The organism is Paenibacillus lactis, assembly GCF_017873605.1.
In the GTDB taxonomy this organism is placed as follows: domain Bacteria; phylum Bacillota; class Bacilli; order Paenibacillales; family Paenibacillaceae; genus Paenibacillus_AQ; species Paenibacillus_AQ lactis.
Genome location: NZ_JAGGKI010000005.1, coordinates 178209 through 193956 on the forward strand (window position 1 = coordinate 178209; position 15748 = coordinate 193956).

18 protein-coding genes are annotated in these 15748 nt (G+C 51.5%); 5 read left to right on the forward strand and 13 right to left on the reverse strand.

Annotated elements, in window-relative coordinates:
* Window positions 1-155: 155 nt before the first annotated feature.
* Together J2Z18_RS11730 and J2Z18_RS11735 are read right to left on the reverse strand one after the other, a co-directional pair.
* Entirely contained in the window at window positions 156-470 is a 315-nt protein-coding gene (locus tag J2Z18_RS11730) for a DMT family transporter (protein ID WP_007127982.1), read from the reverse strand.
* The gene (locus J2Z18_RS11735; protein ID WP_007127981.1) at window positions 470-817 is read right to left on the reverse strand and encodes a DMT family transporter; all 348 of its coding nucleotides are present in this window, start codon (window positions 815-817) and stop codon (window positions 470-472) included. Before J2Z18_RS11735 ends, J2Z18_RS11730 begins: the two co-directional genes overlap by 1 nt.
* A 151-nt stretch (window positions 818-968) precedes the next feature.
* On the opposite strand from J2Z18_RS11735, the gene J2Z18_RS11740 reads away from it, so the two are divergent.
* Entirely contained in the window at window positions 969-1835 is an 867-nt protein-coding gene (locus J2Z18_RS11740) for a LysR family transcriptional regulator (RefSeq protein WP_007127980.1), read from the forward strand.
* On the opposite strand, the gene J2Z18_RS11745 is transcribed toward J2Z18_RS11740, so the two are convergent.
* From J2Z18_RS11745 to J2Z18_RS11795, 11 genes are all read right to left on the reverse strand, one after another.
* On the reverse strand, window positions 1810-2379 hold the full coding sequence (locus tag J2Z18_RS11745) for a GNAT family N-acetyltransferase (protein ID WP_007127979.1): 570 nt from the start codon (window positions 2377-2379) through the stop codon (window positions 1810-1812). The genes J2Z18_RS11740 and J2Z18_RS11745 overlap by 26 nt on opposite strands.
* 26 nt (window positions 2380-2405) lie before the next feature.
* Window positions 2406-3284: a Cof-type HAD-IIB family hydrolase gene (locus tag J2Z18_RS11750; protein WP_007127978.1), complete on the reverse strand. Its 879-nt coding sequence runs from the start codon at window positions 3282-3284 to the stop codon at window positions 2406-2408.
* A 139-nt stretch (window positions 3285-3423) separates the two neighbouring features.
* Window positions 3424-4074, reverse strand: coding sequence for an HAD family hydrolase (locus tag J2Z18_RS11755; protein ID WP_007127977.1), 651 nt, complete (start codon window positions 4072-4074; stop codon window positions 3424-3426).
* Between the two features lie 4 nt (window positions 4075-4078).
* On the reverse strand, window positions 4079-4624 hold the full coding sequence (locus J2Z18_RS11760) for a hypothetical protein (protein ID WP_007127976.1): 546 nt from the start codon (window positions 4622-4624) through the stop codon (window positions 4079-4081).
* Window positions 4625-4626: 2 nt separating this feature from the next.
* Entirely contained in the window at window positions 4627-5025 is a 399-nt protein-coding gene (locus J2Z18_RS11765; RefSeq protein ID WP_210094728.1) for an RDD family protein, read from the reverse strand.
* A gap of 661 nt (window positions 5026-5686) precedes the next feature.
* Window positions 5687-6112, reverse strand: a complete 426-nt coding sequence (locus J2Z18_RS11770) for a VanZ family protein (protein ID WP_210094729.1) — start codon at window positions 6110-6112, stop codon at window positions 5687-5689.
* Window positions 6109-6591 carry an NUDIX domain-containing protein gene (locus J2Z18_RS11775; protein WP_007127972.1) on the reverse strand — a complete coding sequence of 161 codons (483 nt, stop codon included), beginning with the start codon at window positions 6589-6591 and terminating at the stop codon, window positions 6109-6111. Before J2Z18_RS11775 ends, J2Z18_RS11770 begins: the two co-directional genes overlap by 4 nt.
* Window positions 6588-7217, reverse strand: a complete 630-nt coding sequence (locus tag J2Z18_RS11780) for a histidine phosphatase family protein (protein WP_210094730.1) — start codon at window positions 7215-7217, stop codon at window positions 6588-6590. Before J2Z18_RS11780 ends, J2Z18_RS11775 begins: the two co-directional genes overlap by 4 nt.
* 138 nt (window positions 7218-7355) lie before the next feature.
* A complete protein-coding gene (locus J2Z18_RS11785; RefSeq protein ID WP_210094731.1) occupies window positions 7356-7799 on the reverse strand; it encodes a DinB family protein in 444 nt (147 codons plus the stop codon).
* A gap of 43 nt (window positions 7800-7842) precedes the next feature.
* A complete protein-coding gene (locus tag J2Z18_RS11790) occupies window positions 7843-8922 on the reverse strand; it encodes a winged helix DNA-binding domain-containing protein (RefSeq protein WP_210094732.1) in 1080 nt (359 codons plus the stop codon).
* 122 nt (window positions 8923-9044) lie between these two features.
* Window positions 9045-9833, reverse strand: a complete 789-nt coding sequence (locus J2Z18_RS11795; protein ID WP_007127967.1) for an ABC transporter ATP-binding protein — start codon at window positions 9831-9833, stop codon at window positions 9045-9047.
* Window positions 9834-10261: 428 nt separating this feature from the next.
* On the opposite strand from J2Z18_RS11795, the gene J2Z18_RS11800 reads away from it, so the two are divergent.
* From J2Z18_RS11800 to J2Z18_RS11815, 4 genes are all read left to right on the forward strand, one after another.
* A complete protein-coding gene (locus tag J2Z18_RS11800; RefSeq protein ID WP_210094733.1) occupies window positions 10262-11230 on the forward strand; it encodes a carbohydrate ABC transporter permease in 969 nt (322 codons plus the stop codon).
* On the forward strand, window positions 11227-12063 hold the full coding sequence (locus J2Z18_RS11805) for a carbohydrate ABC transporter permease (protein WP_210094734.1): 837 nt from the start codon (window positions 11227-11229) through the stop codon (window positions 12061-12063). The genes J2Z18_RS11800 and J2Z18_RS11805 overlap by 4 nt, the downstream gene beginning before the upstream one ends.
* Before the next feature lie 158 nt (window positions 12064-12221).
* The gene (locus J2Z18_RS11810) at window positions 12222-14009 is read left to right on the forward strand and encodes a cache domain-containing sensor histidine kinase (protein ID WP_210094735.1); all 1788 of its coding nucleotides are present in this window, start codon (window positions 12222-12224) and stop codon (window positions 14007-14009) included.
* Complete coding sequence (locus J2Z18_RS11815) at window positions 13984-15603, forward strand: response regulator transcription factor (protein ID WP_210094736.1); 1620 nt, start codon at window positions 13984-13986, stop codon at window positions 15601-15603. The genes J2Z18_RS11810 and J2Z18_RS11815 overlap by 26 nt, the downstream gene beginning before the upstream one ends.
* Window positions 15604-15748 lie beyond the last annotated feature (145 nt).

Sequence of the window (15748 nt, forward strand, 5' to 3'; positions counted from 1 at the left end):
TGCCCTTTCCATATAAAAAATACAACGATTCATCCATTCGGCATCTAAACGATAAAGTTATAGAACCCAAACGATTGTAATTTCGATACAGGTAGGGCATTATCCTGCTGACGTTCTTCGAAATTATGCGGAAGGTGACCTGGCTTTAATATGGCTTACGAAAGTGTCTTCAGACCGATTGCAGAAACCAGAATCAGTCCGATGAACAAAAGCCGGCGTCCTTCCTTCGGTTCCCCGAAGGCAAACATTCCGAGCAGCGTACTTCCGGCCGTCCCCATCCCTGTCCATATGGCATAGGCGGTGCCCATGGATATCTTTGTCATGGACAAAGTCAGCAGCAGGAAGCTGGAGCCCAAGGCGATTGCCAGAAAGAGATACGAACCGAGCGTGCGGTTAAGGGTTACCCGTCTCAGTGCGATAACGCCAAGCACTTCACACAGGCCGGCTCCGACCAGGGCGATCCATTCCATTACGCATCAGCCTCCTTTCCGCCCGCCTCGGAATCCTTCGTGACCAGCTTAAGCCCAAGCACGCCTGCCGCCAGACCTGCAATGAACAGGAGTTTCAGCGGGTTGGCCTGTTCTCCGAATACGAGGATCTCAGCGATGACGGTCCCTGCCGTTCCGAGGCCTGTAAAAATGACATATACGGTCCCGATCGGCAGCTTGGCCGCCGATTCAAGAAACACCTTGAAACTGAATATTATGGAGGCGACGGTTATCAGCCAGTGCCACCACAGCTCGGAATGCTTAAGCCCCGATACCCACACGACCTCCAGAGCGCCAGCAAGCAATAAAAGCCACCATGCTTTTCTCATCTTTACACTCCCCTCCATCACATGATTTTGAACATCATCGATGCCAGTGTTATGTGATGTAGTGATTGTAATCAAAATCTGGAATTAAGTATAATGATAGATAATTATGGCAGCATCAATTTTATTGATACCACTTGCGGAGGTGAGGACCGTGGAATTAACGGATCTGAAAATTTTTGTGAAGATAGCAGAGGAAGGAAACATATCGCGTGCAGCTGAAGGACTAGGGTACGTTCAATCCAACGTAACGGCACGGATCAAAAAGCTGGAAGCAGAGCTGGGCGTTTTGCTGTTTAACCGGCAGCCGCATGGGGTGACGCTTACGGAGAAGGGGGCGCTATTCCGGGAATATGCGTATTCGATTATTCGTCTTTCAGAGGAAGCGGTGCACGCAATGGAGGACGCTCCGTATCCAAGCGGAAGCCTATCGATCGGGATTGTCGATACCCTTCACTGCGGCAGTTTTATTCGGGCTCTTTCCGATTACCAGGCGAAATATCCGAATGTCAGCCTCAGCTTCATTACCGGAAGCTCGCCGGACCTCATCTCCAAGCTTCTGAATTATCAGCTGGACGGAGCGTTTGTAACCGGAGAATTTCCTTCGGCGAAGCTGGTCACCGAGTACAGCGAGCAGGATGAGGTTCGTCTGCTGACAACATGGAACGCTCCCTCCCTACCCGATCTGTCACGGACTAAGTGGGTGGTGTCTCCCGTTGGCTGCCCCTTTCGCCAGGCGCTGGAATCATGGCTGCGGAGCGAAAGCATCCCTTTAACGAACATGATTGAGGTTTCGTCGCTGGATACGCTGTTAAGCATCGTAAGATCCGGACTGGCATCCACCCTTCTTCCAAGTTCCGTGCTCTCGGAGGAATATGCGGACCTGAACAGTTTTCCGGTGCCGGAGGCGTTCCGCCATGCAACGACCAGCCTGGTTCGTCGCAATGACCGCTTTGGCAGCAAGGCGTTCTCGGCATTTGCCGAGCTGGTGAAGGTTAATTTTGCACAAGGGACGGATTAAGGATGGAATAGATCAAAATATCTTCGAACCGGTCCTTTACCTTCAAATACGAGCGCAGCCTGCCCTCTTGCTTCATGCCGGTCTTCTCCATCACCCGGAAGGAGCCCGCATTGTCCGGATGGCATTTGGCCTCAATCCGTACCAGCTGCAATCGGTTAAAACCGAATTCGATAACGCGGCCAATCGCCTCGGTCATGTAGCCACGATTCCAATAACGGTTCGAGAGAACATAACCTAGCTCGGCCTTCTGACTCCGGTTATCCCATTGGATGAAGCTGCAGGTTCCAATCAAAGCGCCTGATTGCTTGTCCTCGATGCCCCAGGGGCCGACCTTTTGCTGATCGTAGCGCTGCATGATAAATTCGATAAACCGCCTCGTATCATCACGGGATTGATGGACGTCCCACACCGTGTACTTCGAGACCTCCGGCACGGAGCAATAATCGTACATGTCCTCAAGATCGTCCCAGCGGATGCGTCTTAGACGGGTCCGATCCGTCTCAAGTTCCGGGAAAGGCTCGAAAGCATCCTCAATTTTCTTCATAGGTTTCGCTCCTTCCTTATTCAAGGCTATAAACCGGCATCCATCCGTAATGCATCCTCCGTACCTGCTAGCTCCAGCTGCTTCCGGATGTAGCGCGCCACCCCGTCGGCATCGTTCGAATCCACCACCAGATCCGCCAATTCCTGGATTCGCTCGTGCGCGTTCCGCACGGCAATTCGGGTGCCGCCCGCTTCAAACAGCCCCAGGTCATTGAGATGATCACCGAAGACAACTGTGTTCTGGAGCGGAATCCCCATATGATCAGCCCATAGGCGAAGCCCGTCCCGTTTGTTCCCATTCACGTGGCTGAATTCCAAAAAGTAATGATTTCTTATGTAATAGTCCGGCATCATATGCGCATGCACCACATCTCCGAAACAATCGTTGACCTCCCGGCGAATCGGCTCCAGCTCATCGAACAGGCCAATATACGTCAGGGCCAATGTTCGGTGCCCCTCTGGACAATGTAAGGCTGCTACCTCCATAAATCTCGGATCATTCACGCGGCTTTGATAAAATGCAGTCTCTCCCTCCCGGCAAAGCGTTTCATGGAGCACGCGTTCCCGGTGATCGGCATCCAATGAAAAGTAAAAAGGCGTCAGCCCGTGTTTCTTTCCGATCCGGATGATATCGCTCGAAATTTTGTGATCCAGCCAATACCCGTCAATGACCGTCCCATTATGGCCGTTATAGATCAAAGCCCCGTTATACAGGATCAGAGGGTGCTTCCAAGGAATGTCCGCAACAACTTGCATAGCGCTGACATATCCGCGCGCCGTTGCGAATGTAACGACAACATCATGCTGCAGCGCTGCCTCGATGGTTTCCAACGTATAAGGGGAGAGCGTCTGATCCGACCTTAGAAGCGTCCCGTCCAGGTCTGTAATAAATGCTTGATGGTTCAATCGGATAAGCCTCCTTGTAGTAATATGATGATGTCTAAGCCTGAGTCCCAACCATGTGGTGTAGATGGAGACACGCAGGAGTTTGCAGCTTTTTTATGAGATCCAATGAAAAAAAGCTTCCCGAATCATAACCCATATGCTACTGCACAAACGCCATGACGTCCCGAATATCCTGAATGTCCGCCAATGGCTGAACGCCCATGCGATTCATTTTGGAGATATCTCCCCGGTAGGCAATGAACGGTATGCCGGCACACTCGGACGCTTTGCCGTCCACCCATGCATCGCCAACAGAGAGCCATTGGCTTGGAGTGGTATGCGCAAAAAACTCCAGCACCCGCAAGTAGCCATCCGGTGCAGGCTTTAAGGAACCCATCTGTTCTCTTCCCACGATCAGGTCAAAATACGATGCGATTCCGTTCTCCTCCAAAGCCGTCAGGGCTGCATCCCGCGCATTATTCGTAACTATGGACAAATGTAAACTTCCATGCAAATGACGGATCAACTCCAGCGCGCCATCTTCAAGCTCGGCGCCGGCCATCCCCTTGATCTCATGCTGTTTGGCGATATCCCACATGCGCCGGGACAGTTCATCCGTCATATGACCGGTCTGCATCGCCTCCGCGATGACCGTAGAGGTCGTATGGGTGTCCATAGACAGACCTTGCGGGAGCACCCGATGGTCTACAAGAAAAGTGTAAATCGCCCATTTCATGGCGTTAAAGTCAATGCTCGACCGCAGCAGCGTGTTGTCCATGTCGAATACAATGCCTTTCCAGTTGCTATTCATGGTATCACACTCCTGTCATCCGAATGCTACGAAGCACGAAATCTTCCGGCCACTCCTTTTTGTTCATGCGAATAAGCGCAGTAACGTTCGCTTCACCCGGGTAACCCTCGGTTACCTCGTCATGAGATGGCGATAGCTCGATGAAAAGGCTGGCAGGTTGAGCTCCGTCCGCTTCCGCAATGCTCATCGACACAATCTCGAAGCCTTCGGAAGAGGGATGCTTTCCTGCATGGATCATCAAATAAATCTCTTCTTCGGTTTCCTTGAGCACGCTGGCTCCCGGAACGCGGTTGTGCTGCGCTTCGTATTGTTCTTGAATATCCTGATCCACTTGATTGTCCGTCCGAAACTCCCATACGTAATCCGGTGAGGTTTTCGTATAAGCAAGCTGCGCATACGCGATCGGAATGAGCTTGCGGTCATGAACGGCCTCGACCGTTTCCGCTTCGCTAACCGGCGGTTTAGACCGGTCTGAATTTTCCATAATGCAGCCAGTGATAATGAGTGTGACCAATGCGATCATGAGACTGATGTAGGCAGGTTTCCGCATGGCTAACCCCTTACAACTTCCGTGCCTGCAATGAAATCATGAATGGCGCGTTTGTCCTCCCGCAGTGCCACCATCAAGATGCTGGCGATGAAACCAATCCCAAATGTCAATATATACACGAGTCCGGCAACGACATTGCGAAGCAGCATCGTTCCAATGCCCGGCGGATTCAGCGTATCGTATTTGCGAATTCGAATGCCGCATATCCGCTTCCCGACCGTGTACCCTTTCCAGTAAACGGGTACCAGGATGCCGTACAAGGCTAACAAAAAATTGCTGATCGGTTCATTTTCGAAATCGCCTGTCAGTATTCCAAATAGAATGCTTATTGGTAAAGAGACGATCAGGGCATCCAACAACCAGGCCCCAAAACGTATCCAAAAGCCCGCTTCTTCATTCATAACGCATCCCCCTCATCGATCAGGTATCCGCTGTTAAGGATTCCGCCCTTCACTGCCAGATTCATCAAGTTCCTTCCAGTTGCTCTCGATCCGATTTAAATCCTTCTTATACCATTGAACAAATACGAACCATAGACGTGGTATAGCCCGATCGCCAAGCTGATTATGCTCAGTATCACAGGAGCCTTTCCTACGTCTTGTAGAGCTTCATCGAAAAGGATATACACTTGTGAATTTATCGTTATGATGGCAGCGGTCAAATAACGGATTCCGAAGAGCACCACGGATATACCGATGAATACTGCGCCTAGCGTCCGATTATGCACAACATCCCTCCTCATACGACTTTTTAAGGATTGCTATGTGATGTGATCCACTCTTCAACCCGCTTCATCTGGGCATTGAACCTCGTACTCCTGTAACAGCAGGTATCACCATGTATCCTATATCACAATATTTTCCACTCCCTTCATTGTAAACTTCTTCCGTTCATCCAACAACAGGTTTTCCATGATTTCCCACACGGATTAAGCGTACAGGCCAGATTTGTGCATAAAAAAGAACAGCTAACACGTTATCGTGAAAGCCGTTCTGTCATGGTATCCTGATGGACCGCGGGTGGAGGTCTTGCCCCTGCGTGGCAGCTTAATCCACTTATTTGTCATCTGTCTGCACGTCTCCATATGTACCCGATGGTTCGAAGAAGACCGTAGCCGATCATAACGCCGATCGTATTCAAGATCACATCGTCAACATCCAGACTCCCCCGGCGAGTAATGAGTTGTATAAGCTCGAGCAGTAAAATTCCAGGCAGAAAATAAGCGATGGTCTTGGCAAAGCCGGCTTGAATTGCCAGCGGAATGAGCACACCGAACGGGAGAAACACACCGATGTTTCCGGCAATATTGATGAGAGCTTCCATGGAATGAATCGGAATGTAGTGACGGATGGTAGCAAGTGGAATGATATTGTAGCTGTACTCCAGCAGCCGTGTCCTTCCATAACCCCAAAGCATCCAGTAGGCAAGCAGTAAGGAGTATGCGATTAATAAAGGCCAAGACCACTCAATTCGATATCGGGATTTCATGGATTAAAATAAGGCTCCAACTGATGATCCTCGATCAATTCAATATTTTTACGTTCCGTTGCGTATTTCTTAATATGTTGTTTGATGTTGGGGTACAGCACGATGTCATCCAATTGTGAAAGGGGGATCCACCGTACGGAGGATTGGTCAGGATCGGGAATATCAGGCAGCCTGGCCACAGAACCAGCCTGAGGGCAGCATTCCAAGACAATATATAACGTATGGATATTCGACGTATTATTACCGGAATGATGATGCGGGGCGTATTCGTACACAAAGGCGATTGGGCCGGCAACAGCTGTTATCGTAGTCTCTTCATATAACTCCCGCAGCACGCCGTCGGTAATGGTTTCGCCGGGCTCTGCCCCGCCACCGGGCAGATTGTAATGAATCCCGTTCGCATCCGAATACTCGACCAGCAGGATCCGCTCATCTTGAATCACTAATGCCGTGGGCCGTACTCTTATATGGTAACTCATGGAGACACCTCGTTTCGGTTGGTCGGTTCATAGGTATATGCAATACTATCCTTCTGCAAATGTCTTATGTCGTTATACAGCGAACATTCCCAATGGTCGCCGACTTGGGTGATGACGGTTAGAGAAGCGTTATCGATGTAGGTGGCTCTAAAACGATGGGGCATCAGATATTGCAAGGTTAAGCCAATGACCGCGCCATGGCTTACTGCGAGGATGTATTGGTGATTAAGCTTGTTCGATATGTCATTCACGAATCGGCTTCCTCTTGCCGCGACAGCCTCATAGGGCTCCATCCTCAAATCAAGATCCCGCCACTGCTGCCCCCAGGTTTGAATCCGCTGTTCTTCTGTCGTTCCCTCGATCAGACCGCAATCGATCTCGCGGATGCAGTGCTCCTGGATAACATCCCGCACACCTAGCTCATGCGCAATGATTTCGGCCGTCTCCTTCGCCCGAATTAACGTACTCGTAACGATCGCCTCCCACGGCCCGTTCTTCAATCTTTCAGCTAATAATTTGGCTTGTTGTCTTCCTTCACCGTTAAGCGGAATATCGCTAAGTCCTTGGGCGCGGCCCAGTGCATTCCAGTCAGTTAACCCATGACGGACGAAACCAATGGTTGCCAACACAATCCCTCACTTCTCGAGTATTCTGTGTTCAAGGCTGCATTTTCCACCGGATAATGATGTACCGGTTCACTAGTAAATTATTTCCAGCACAAACCGCAGGCCGAGGTTGATCACGGTATACATCCAGTGATCCCCTTATGCTTCGAGCTGCTTCTTATGGTGAATCATGTGCTCGATATAATCATCGAACAGCCACTCCAGCGTAACCTCCGTGCCATCGTCAAGGATGCCTTTTTTGCGGTAATCAGCTTCCCCCGCCTGCTGCATGACACGAACGATCATCCGGTTCAGCTCCCGCCACAATGTAAGAACCTCACCCGGCTGATATTGGTCTTGATACCCCTGAAGACGAACCCAGTCGTCCTGCGTATATCCCTGAATGTGGATTGGTTTATCGGACAACAGAAACCGTACGAACCGCTGATGATTATTCAGCGCGGAGTCGCATAGATGGCCAAGAATTTCCTGCTTCGACCACTTCTCGATAGACGGTTTCCGAGTAAACGCCTCCTCCGTCATGGCCTCAACGAGCTCTGTTACTTCTGTGATCAATGATTTCAATCGATCGAGTGCTTCCATGTACCTTCCGCTCCTTTATTCGAAAATGATGAGCCTTTTCTTGCTATATGTCGCTTACAATCAGCGGTAGACCCAGAAATTTGGCATATCCCTGGGCGGCCGCGAGAATATCCTCCTTCCGTTCTTCAAGGGGAGTAAAAGGCGCAAAAGTGACCTCGACTCCGTTACGCTTGATCTCCCTCCTCCATACGCCGGCAATTCGGCCGTCCACAACGATCATTGGCTGAAACACTCCGTTGCGATATGGCGCGATCTTCGGATCGTGTTCCGGTTCAATTACGGCATCCCGCGCCTTATAGCCCAAGTAATACTCATCGAATCCCGGTAAAAGGTGGACAGCTGGCTGCTCCTGCTGATGCTCCGGTAAGGAAGCCGACATCCAATAAACTGCGTTGTCGAGCTTGATCTTCTGCAGAACATTCGAAACAGACTCCACGCCGCGCTTTGCTTCAGACAGCGAAAGCCCGGTCCACCATGCAAAATCCTGAACCGTAGCAGGACCGTGCCCGGTAAAGTAACGCAGGGCAAGCTCGGCCAAAGCTTCCTCGGTTGTCAGCTCCTTTAATTGACCGACCCATGCTTCGAGCAAAACAAAGGTTTGTTGATTGCCTTCCCGCGGTCCAAAGCAGAGCATGCCGTTCCGGCTCAAATATCCAAGGACATAGTTCCCCAAGCCATTCTTCGTCGAGATGCCGTCTTCCTCCAGAACCGTCATCAAATCCGGGCGTGGTACGGGAGTTCCATCATGCAGCGCTCTTTCGATTAAGCTTCTGCAGCGCTTCAGTATTTCTCCATCGAGTCCGAGCTCCGCCTGTTTCCGCTTGTCATGAGCTTGTAATCGAGGGGCGGTCAGCTTCTGCATCCATAGAACATCCTCGGCCGGCACCATAAAAATCGTTCCCCGCATCGGCCAGGTAAGCACGATTTTCCGCTCAGCAATTGCCAGCTCTACATCCGGCAGCCCGGCGGAAGCCGTTCGCAAACCAACTCCCCAGACCGCCTGGCCGAAATCCTGGGCTTGAACCGCGCCTAATCCTTTTACGACTTGTTCCGGTGTATTAAACTTCTTGTTCCCGATCCCCTGGGACGACAGCCTTAAGCTAGCAATCGTTGGATTTGTCAATTCCGCAACACTCCCTAGACATCAAATAGAACCGCAGGTGCCGTTAAGCAGCCTCCATCAAACGAATGAGCAAGCGTACTTCTGAGCTTGTAAGTGACACCCTGATTTTCACGAAAGTTTGCCTATGATAAATCGGGAATCGACATCCAGGCCCGCTCGTTCTGCCAGCTCACTTCGACCGGCGTTTCGAAGAAGGCGGTCAGATTGCCGCTGGTCAGCATATCCTTGGAGCTTCCCTGGTTAAACACGCTTCCCCGCCGGATTAAAAGGGAATGCGAAAAAATCGGCAATATTTCTTCAATATGATGCGTCACGAACAGAAGCGTCGGAGCATCCGGCTTCGAGGCAAGCGCCGTAATGCTGGACAATAGCGCTTCCCGAGACAGAAAATCCAGCCCGTTGCAGGCTTCATCAAGAATCAGCAGTCTCGGGGATGCCATCAGAGCTCTGGCAATCAGCAGCTTTTGCTTCTCCCCTTGCGAACAGGTTTCATATGTACGTCCAAGCAGATGATAACAATTAAAATCCTTCATCAGCTGTTCCGCTTGCGCCCGGTCGTCCTCATCAATCTTCTGATATAAACCAATGGAGGCGTGCTTGCCGCTGATGACAACGTCAATCGTCGATTCGTTCGGGCGGATCCGCTCCTGGAGCGAGGAGCTCACCCAGCCGATTGATTTCCGGAGTTCTCTTAAATCTACCGTACCGAAACGGTGGCCGAGTACGGAAACGCTGCCGCTTGTCGGCCAGATGTAACCGTTAATCATATTCAGGATCGTTGTCTTGCCTGACCCGTTCAAACCCAGAACGGCCCAATGCTCCCCCGGTTTGACGGTCCAATTGACCCCGGACAGCACAGTCTTCTGCTCCCGTCTCCAGGTTACGTCGTTCAATTCAATTATCGAGTTCATTGCTGCTCCCTCTCCTTTTTCTGCTTCGTTTCTGCTTTTCTCTTTTCAAGGATTATATCAGCAATTACATATTCCTCAATAGCGAAAAGAGGGAACCTCAATTATTAAAAAGCAAAATGGACTATTGCCAAAGCTAGAATCATTATATCACGCCAGAATTTGGATCATATCGGAAGTTTGCCGGCGATTATCCAGCACAACACCACGCCTCTGCCCTCCTAATTCCTACTCAAACAGCAGCGCGTATCTATAACGTCGCGGCATGTTCTTTTTTTGGCGTCGAATCCAAGAAAGATCTTATCTCTGCACTATCTCCCGATCTCATCCTAAATCATTCAATAATGAAAGAATTTGTACATCTATCGCCTACAGGCCTAATTTTCATCAAGATACAATGGGAGCTATCAATAGGCGAGAGGTGATTAATCATGAATGCACAAACGGTGCAGACGCCGGACAAGGCCGGACTGTACAAAGGCATGGAAGCGGTTGCCAACAAAACATTCAAAGGGCGCTGGAACGCTCCGCTAGCCGGTTACCTGTTCATCGCCCCCTGGCTGCTGGGCTTTCTCATTTTACAGCTGTGGCCCATTATTCAGTCCTTCTATCTATCCTTCACCGAATATTCGCTGTTGGAGCCGGCCCGCTGGATCGGTATCAAAAACTTTCAGGATATTGCTCACGACCGGCTCTTCTTCAATTCATTGAAAGTGACATTTCTGTACGTGATCGCTTCTGTGCCGCTGAAACTGTTGGTAGCGCTGGCTATAGCCCTGCTGCTCAACCGGAACATTCGGGGCATATCCTTCTACCGAACGATCATTTACCTGCCTTCCCTGATCGGCGGAAGCTTGGCGGTCGCCGTACTGTGGCGCAATATTTTCGGTCTGAACGGCTTCATTAATCAGCTCGCGATATGGGTCGGAATCGCCCCCAAAAACTGGATTGGCACCCCCTCCACCGCCCTCGGCACCCTGGTACTTCTAACGGCATGGCAGTTCGGCTCGTCGATGATTATTTTCCTTGCCGGCCTTAAGCAAATCCCAAGCGAGTTATATGAAGCCGCATCCGTGGACGGGGCCTCGCCGCTTCGCAAGTTTATCCGGATTACCCTGCCTATGTTATCACCGGTTATCCTCTTTAATCTGATCATGGGCATCATCAACGCATTCCAGATGTTCACATCGGCATTTGTGGTCACGAATGGAGGACCGGTCAATTCAACCGAGATGTTCGCCCTGTTTCTGTACAATAAAGCCTTCGGATCCCTGCAGATGGGCTACGCATCAGCCTTGGCCTGGATCTTGCTCGTTATCATTGGCATCGCCACGGCGCTTAATTTTATCGCGTCTAAATACTGGGTCTTCTACGAAACCGAAACGGAGGGTCGCAAATGACAGGTGCTCATAATAAACAAAACTGGCTGGTCCATGTGCTGATGATTGCATTCTGTTTTGTGATGTTTTATCCCGTCCTGTGGTGGATCGGCGCCTCCTTCAAATCAACACCGGAAATCAGTCTACCCACTCTGTTCCCCAAAGTATGGTTGTGGCAAAATTATACGGAAGGCTGGATGGCACTGCCCAAGTATACATTTACACGCTTCTTTATGAACAGCCTTAAGCTCAATGTGGCGACCACGATCATTCATGTCATTTCAGCCAGCCTGGTGGCTTTTGGCTTCGCTAGGCTGAACTTCCCGCTGAAGGGGTTATGGTTCTCCATCCTGCTGATGACCCTGATGCTTCCGGGACAGGTCACGCTCATCCCGCAGTATACGATGTTCCATTCCTTCGACTGGATCAATACCTATCTGCCGCTGATCGTCCCTTCAGCCATGGGCGGAGCCTTCTTTATTTTCCTGATTGTCCAGTTCATCCGCAGCATTCCGCGAGAGCTCGATGAGTCCGCGAAAATCGACGGCTGCTCCTGGTTCGGCATTTATCTGCGCATCGTAATGCCGCTGACCCTGCCTGCGCTCATCACGGTAACGATATTCTCGTTCATTTGGGGCTGGGACGAATACTTTGGGCCGCTGATTTATCTAAATACCGTGGATAAGTACACGGTCCCGCTCGCGCTCAGAATGTTTATCGACTCCCAGTCAGCCGTTCCATGGGGGCAGCTGCTTGCCGTATCCCTGCTCTCCGTGCTGCCGCCGGTGGTCATTTTCTTTCTGGCGCAAAAGCATTTCGTGGAAGGGATTGCCACATCCGGGCTGAAAGGATAGATTTCAGAGCGGTAAACGGATACTGTAGCGTGTTCTTCCAGCTCTTCTTCAGGCGGCGGCCAAGCCGGACATCTCGATCATCCGGCTTCCGCCAACGTTGGCAATGAGGCAGCAGCGCGTTCAGCGACCTTATGGCTTCCAAGGGGAGGAGAAAACGCATGAATCCGTTTCGCACGTTTCGCATCGATTACGTTTTTTTCTTCAGTTTTGCCGGTTTTATCGCGGTCCTCATCACGATCATGATGATTGTTAGTTATCGCTTCTCGGCTGATGAGCAGGCGAACAGTGCCTCCATGTACCAGCAGGCGGTGCTGCAGCAGCTCAACAAACAGCTTACCGACCAGATGAGCGCTGTGGAGCAAACCTCGCTAGCCGTGTCCATCAACTCGCCTCTGGTGAACTATTTAACAATGAAAGGAGATTATTATGCACGCAAGAAGGCCAGGGACGAGCTGAATCGGGATTATTTGGCGCCAATGCTGAACAGCTCGCGCTCGATGTTTTCTTTTCAGATTTATATGAACGATCCGCTTCAGGTCGATCCCAACGCCAACATTCAGTACCTCCCGCTGGCCACAGCCAGCCGGGAGATCTGGTATCCGGCCATCGACAAATCCGACTTTCTCTGGATCGGCCAGCGTGAGGTCGGTTCGCCGCAGGGGAAACAGCAGGTGATCAGCTTTGTCCGTAAAATCACTTCACTTGACGGTGTGAACCACGGAATTCTGATTATCAATGTCCGGGTCAAATTTTTGCAGGACATTCTGACGGAAGATAATTCCTTGGCCAGCCGGCTCCTGCTCGACTCCGGCGGCCGGATGATCATGCACACCCGGATTGCTCCGCCTCCCGAGGAAATCAGCGCCATCCTGGAGCGGGTCAGCGGAGACACTGGGCATGCGCGTCATCTTCTGACCGCCGCCGGCTCGCTGCCTGAGAAGAACATGCTTACCGTATGGTCCCGGACATCCCCTGGCAGCTGGATGCTGGTGGAGCTTACGCCCTGGAAGGAAATTACTACCGGAGGTGTCCGCCTTGCGTGGACGATGGCTATTGTGGGAGCCGTCGCCATTTTGCTGTCCCTGTTCTTCACATTGTTCCTTTCCCGGAATTTCACGCGGCCGATCCGGAAACTGATTCAGCTGATGCAGGCGTTCAATCCCGGGAAGCGCAGGCAGCCGTTGCCCAACGAATACCGCAACGAATTCGGCAGCTTGTTCAGCGGCTACCGCAAGCTCACCGAGCGGATCGAAACGCTGTATCAGTCGCTGGAGCAGCAGTATAAGGCACAGCGCGAAGCGGAGATTAAGGCGCTGCAAGCGATGATTAACCCCCATTTTCTCTACAACACCCTGGATCAGCTGAACTGGATGGCGCTTGAAGCCGGTCAAGAGAAAATCAGCCGCGTGCTCGAGCTGATGGGGCAAATGTTCCGTATTGGCCTGTCGGGCGGCGAATCCATGATTTCGATCCAGGAAGAGCTTTTGCACGTGGATTGCTATCTGAAAATCCAACAGTTCAAGTGGGGCGAAGGATTGGAATGGCACATCGATTGCCCGAAGGATTTACAGCATCTGATGATTCCGAAACTCACCCTGCAGCCCTTTGTGGAAAACGCCGTTATGCATGGTTTTCATGGCAGACGCCAAGGACGGATCCAATTGACATGTCAGGAAGAGGACCGAGGCATCCGGATTTGGATTCGGGACGACGGCATCGGGCTGCGCGAAGACTGGAAAACACGGAAACGCCATCCGACGGGCGGATACGGCATCCGCAACGTAACGGAACGTATTCAGGTTTATTTCGGTCCGCCCTTTGGCGTTACGCTTCGCAACCGTGCCGATGTGCCAGGCACCGAAGCGGAGATCTACTGGCCGAAGCTGGATCAACAGCAGGATCAGGAAGGGGGAAAAAATCATGTGGACCATTGCTATCGTGGATGACGACCGGCAAGCGCTCGGCGGCATGTCCCGGTTAATCCCTTGGGAGCAGCTCGGCGTACGGCCCGTCGGGGAGGCCATGGATGGCGAAGAAGGACTCCGGCTGATCGAGTCAAGCAAGCCCGATATCGTCATCACGGATATCTATATGCCGGTAATGAATGGTCTCGACATGATCGAACAGCTCCGTAAGCAGCAATATACCGGCAAAATCATCATTTTGAGCGGGTATTCGGATTTTGAATATGCTCGCAAGGCACTGCGGCTTCAGGTCGACGATTATTTGCCCAAGCCGGCCTCACCGGCAACGATCCGGGAAGTGCTGCAGCGCGTCACACGCGAGTTAACGGAGCGCCGAGCGTTGGAGAACAGAGAGCGGGAGCTGCAAAACCGACTCATGCAGTATGAGCCGTTTCTGGAAAGGGAATGGGTCAAATCCGTGCTCATCGGAGGGTCCTCTTCCCCGCTAACGGATTCCTCCCGTATGCTGGACCGGCTGGGATGGAAGAATGCCCAATTCATGATGCTAGCTTTAGAAATTAAACGCCAAGGACGTATGGAAGGGATCTCCGTCCGGGACTGGCACCTGTTCCGGTTTGCCGTGGGCAACACGGTAGAGGAGCTGGCCGGTCAGGACGGTCTGCGCAGCTATTTCCTGGAGCTGCATAGTCACCATATGGCGCTGCTGTTGTATAAGCCCCTTTCGTGGCCGACCGAAGCGTTCCGCTTGGAAGTTCTGGCGCTGGCAGGGCGAATCATTTCGTCCGTGCATCGATTCCTCAGGGTCAAACTGCATATCGGTGTCGGTCTCCGTAAGGACAACTGGCTTGCCATCTCCGATTCCACCGAAGAAGCCTTCCAAGCACTCGCCGAGCGGCGCGAACCGGATTCCGCCCATCCCTGCGTCTACGTATATAATGAAGGCGGCATTCGGCGTTCAGCACGACGGAACATACGTCCGGTGCGGTTTTTCCAGGAGATGGCCGACGCAGTAAGGACCTTTGACGAGCCTAGAGCACTGCTGGCGCTGGAGGACTTCTTCCGCAAGGACAGCGGCGCGGCTCAGCTTCAGACCGACGAACTAACCGCCATCGGAACACAGCTGTTCGCCATCCTCTCCTTTACTCTGTACGAGTCCGGCATCCGGCTCGACGATGAGCTCTCTCTCACGGACTTGACCAAAGAATTGGGGCAATTGGAAGATGCCCAGCAGTGGAAGGCATGGGTAGCGGACAAAGTGAGCCGAATCTGTTCGCGTTACACGCCCAATGAAAACCTCAAGCATAAGGAAACGGTCGAATATATCATCCAATACATTCATGAGCATTACGCCGAGAACATTCATCTTCAGGATCTGGCCAACCAGGTGTATATCTCCAAAAACTATCTCAGTACCATATTCCGCCAGTTTACAGGTGAAACCTTCGGCGATTATTTAACCAGGGTGCGAATGGAAAAAGCCAAGAGCATGGTTATCGAGAAAAAACTGCTGATTGCAGAAATCGCCGAGCGGGTCGGATATCGGAATGTTCCGTACTTTACCACCCTGTTCAAAAAGCATACCGGGCGCAGTCCCACCGAGTTTCACAAAGCCTAATGATCAGTTCTGTTCTGAAATTTCCGACTCATGAGCATCCCGCCTCCTCATTCGATCATCGTAAAATACTGAAATGATTCGTTGTTTTGTCGCCTACGAGAAAGGTCCTGGACTTGGTACGTTAAAGAAGCAGATCAGTTAATTA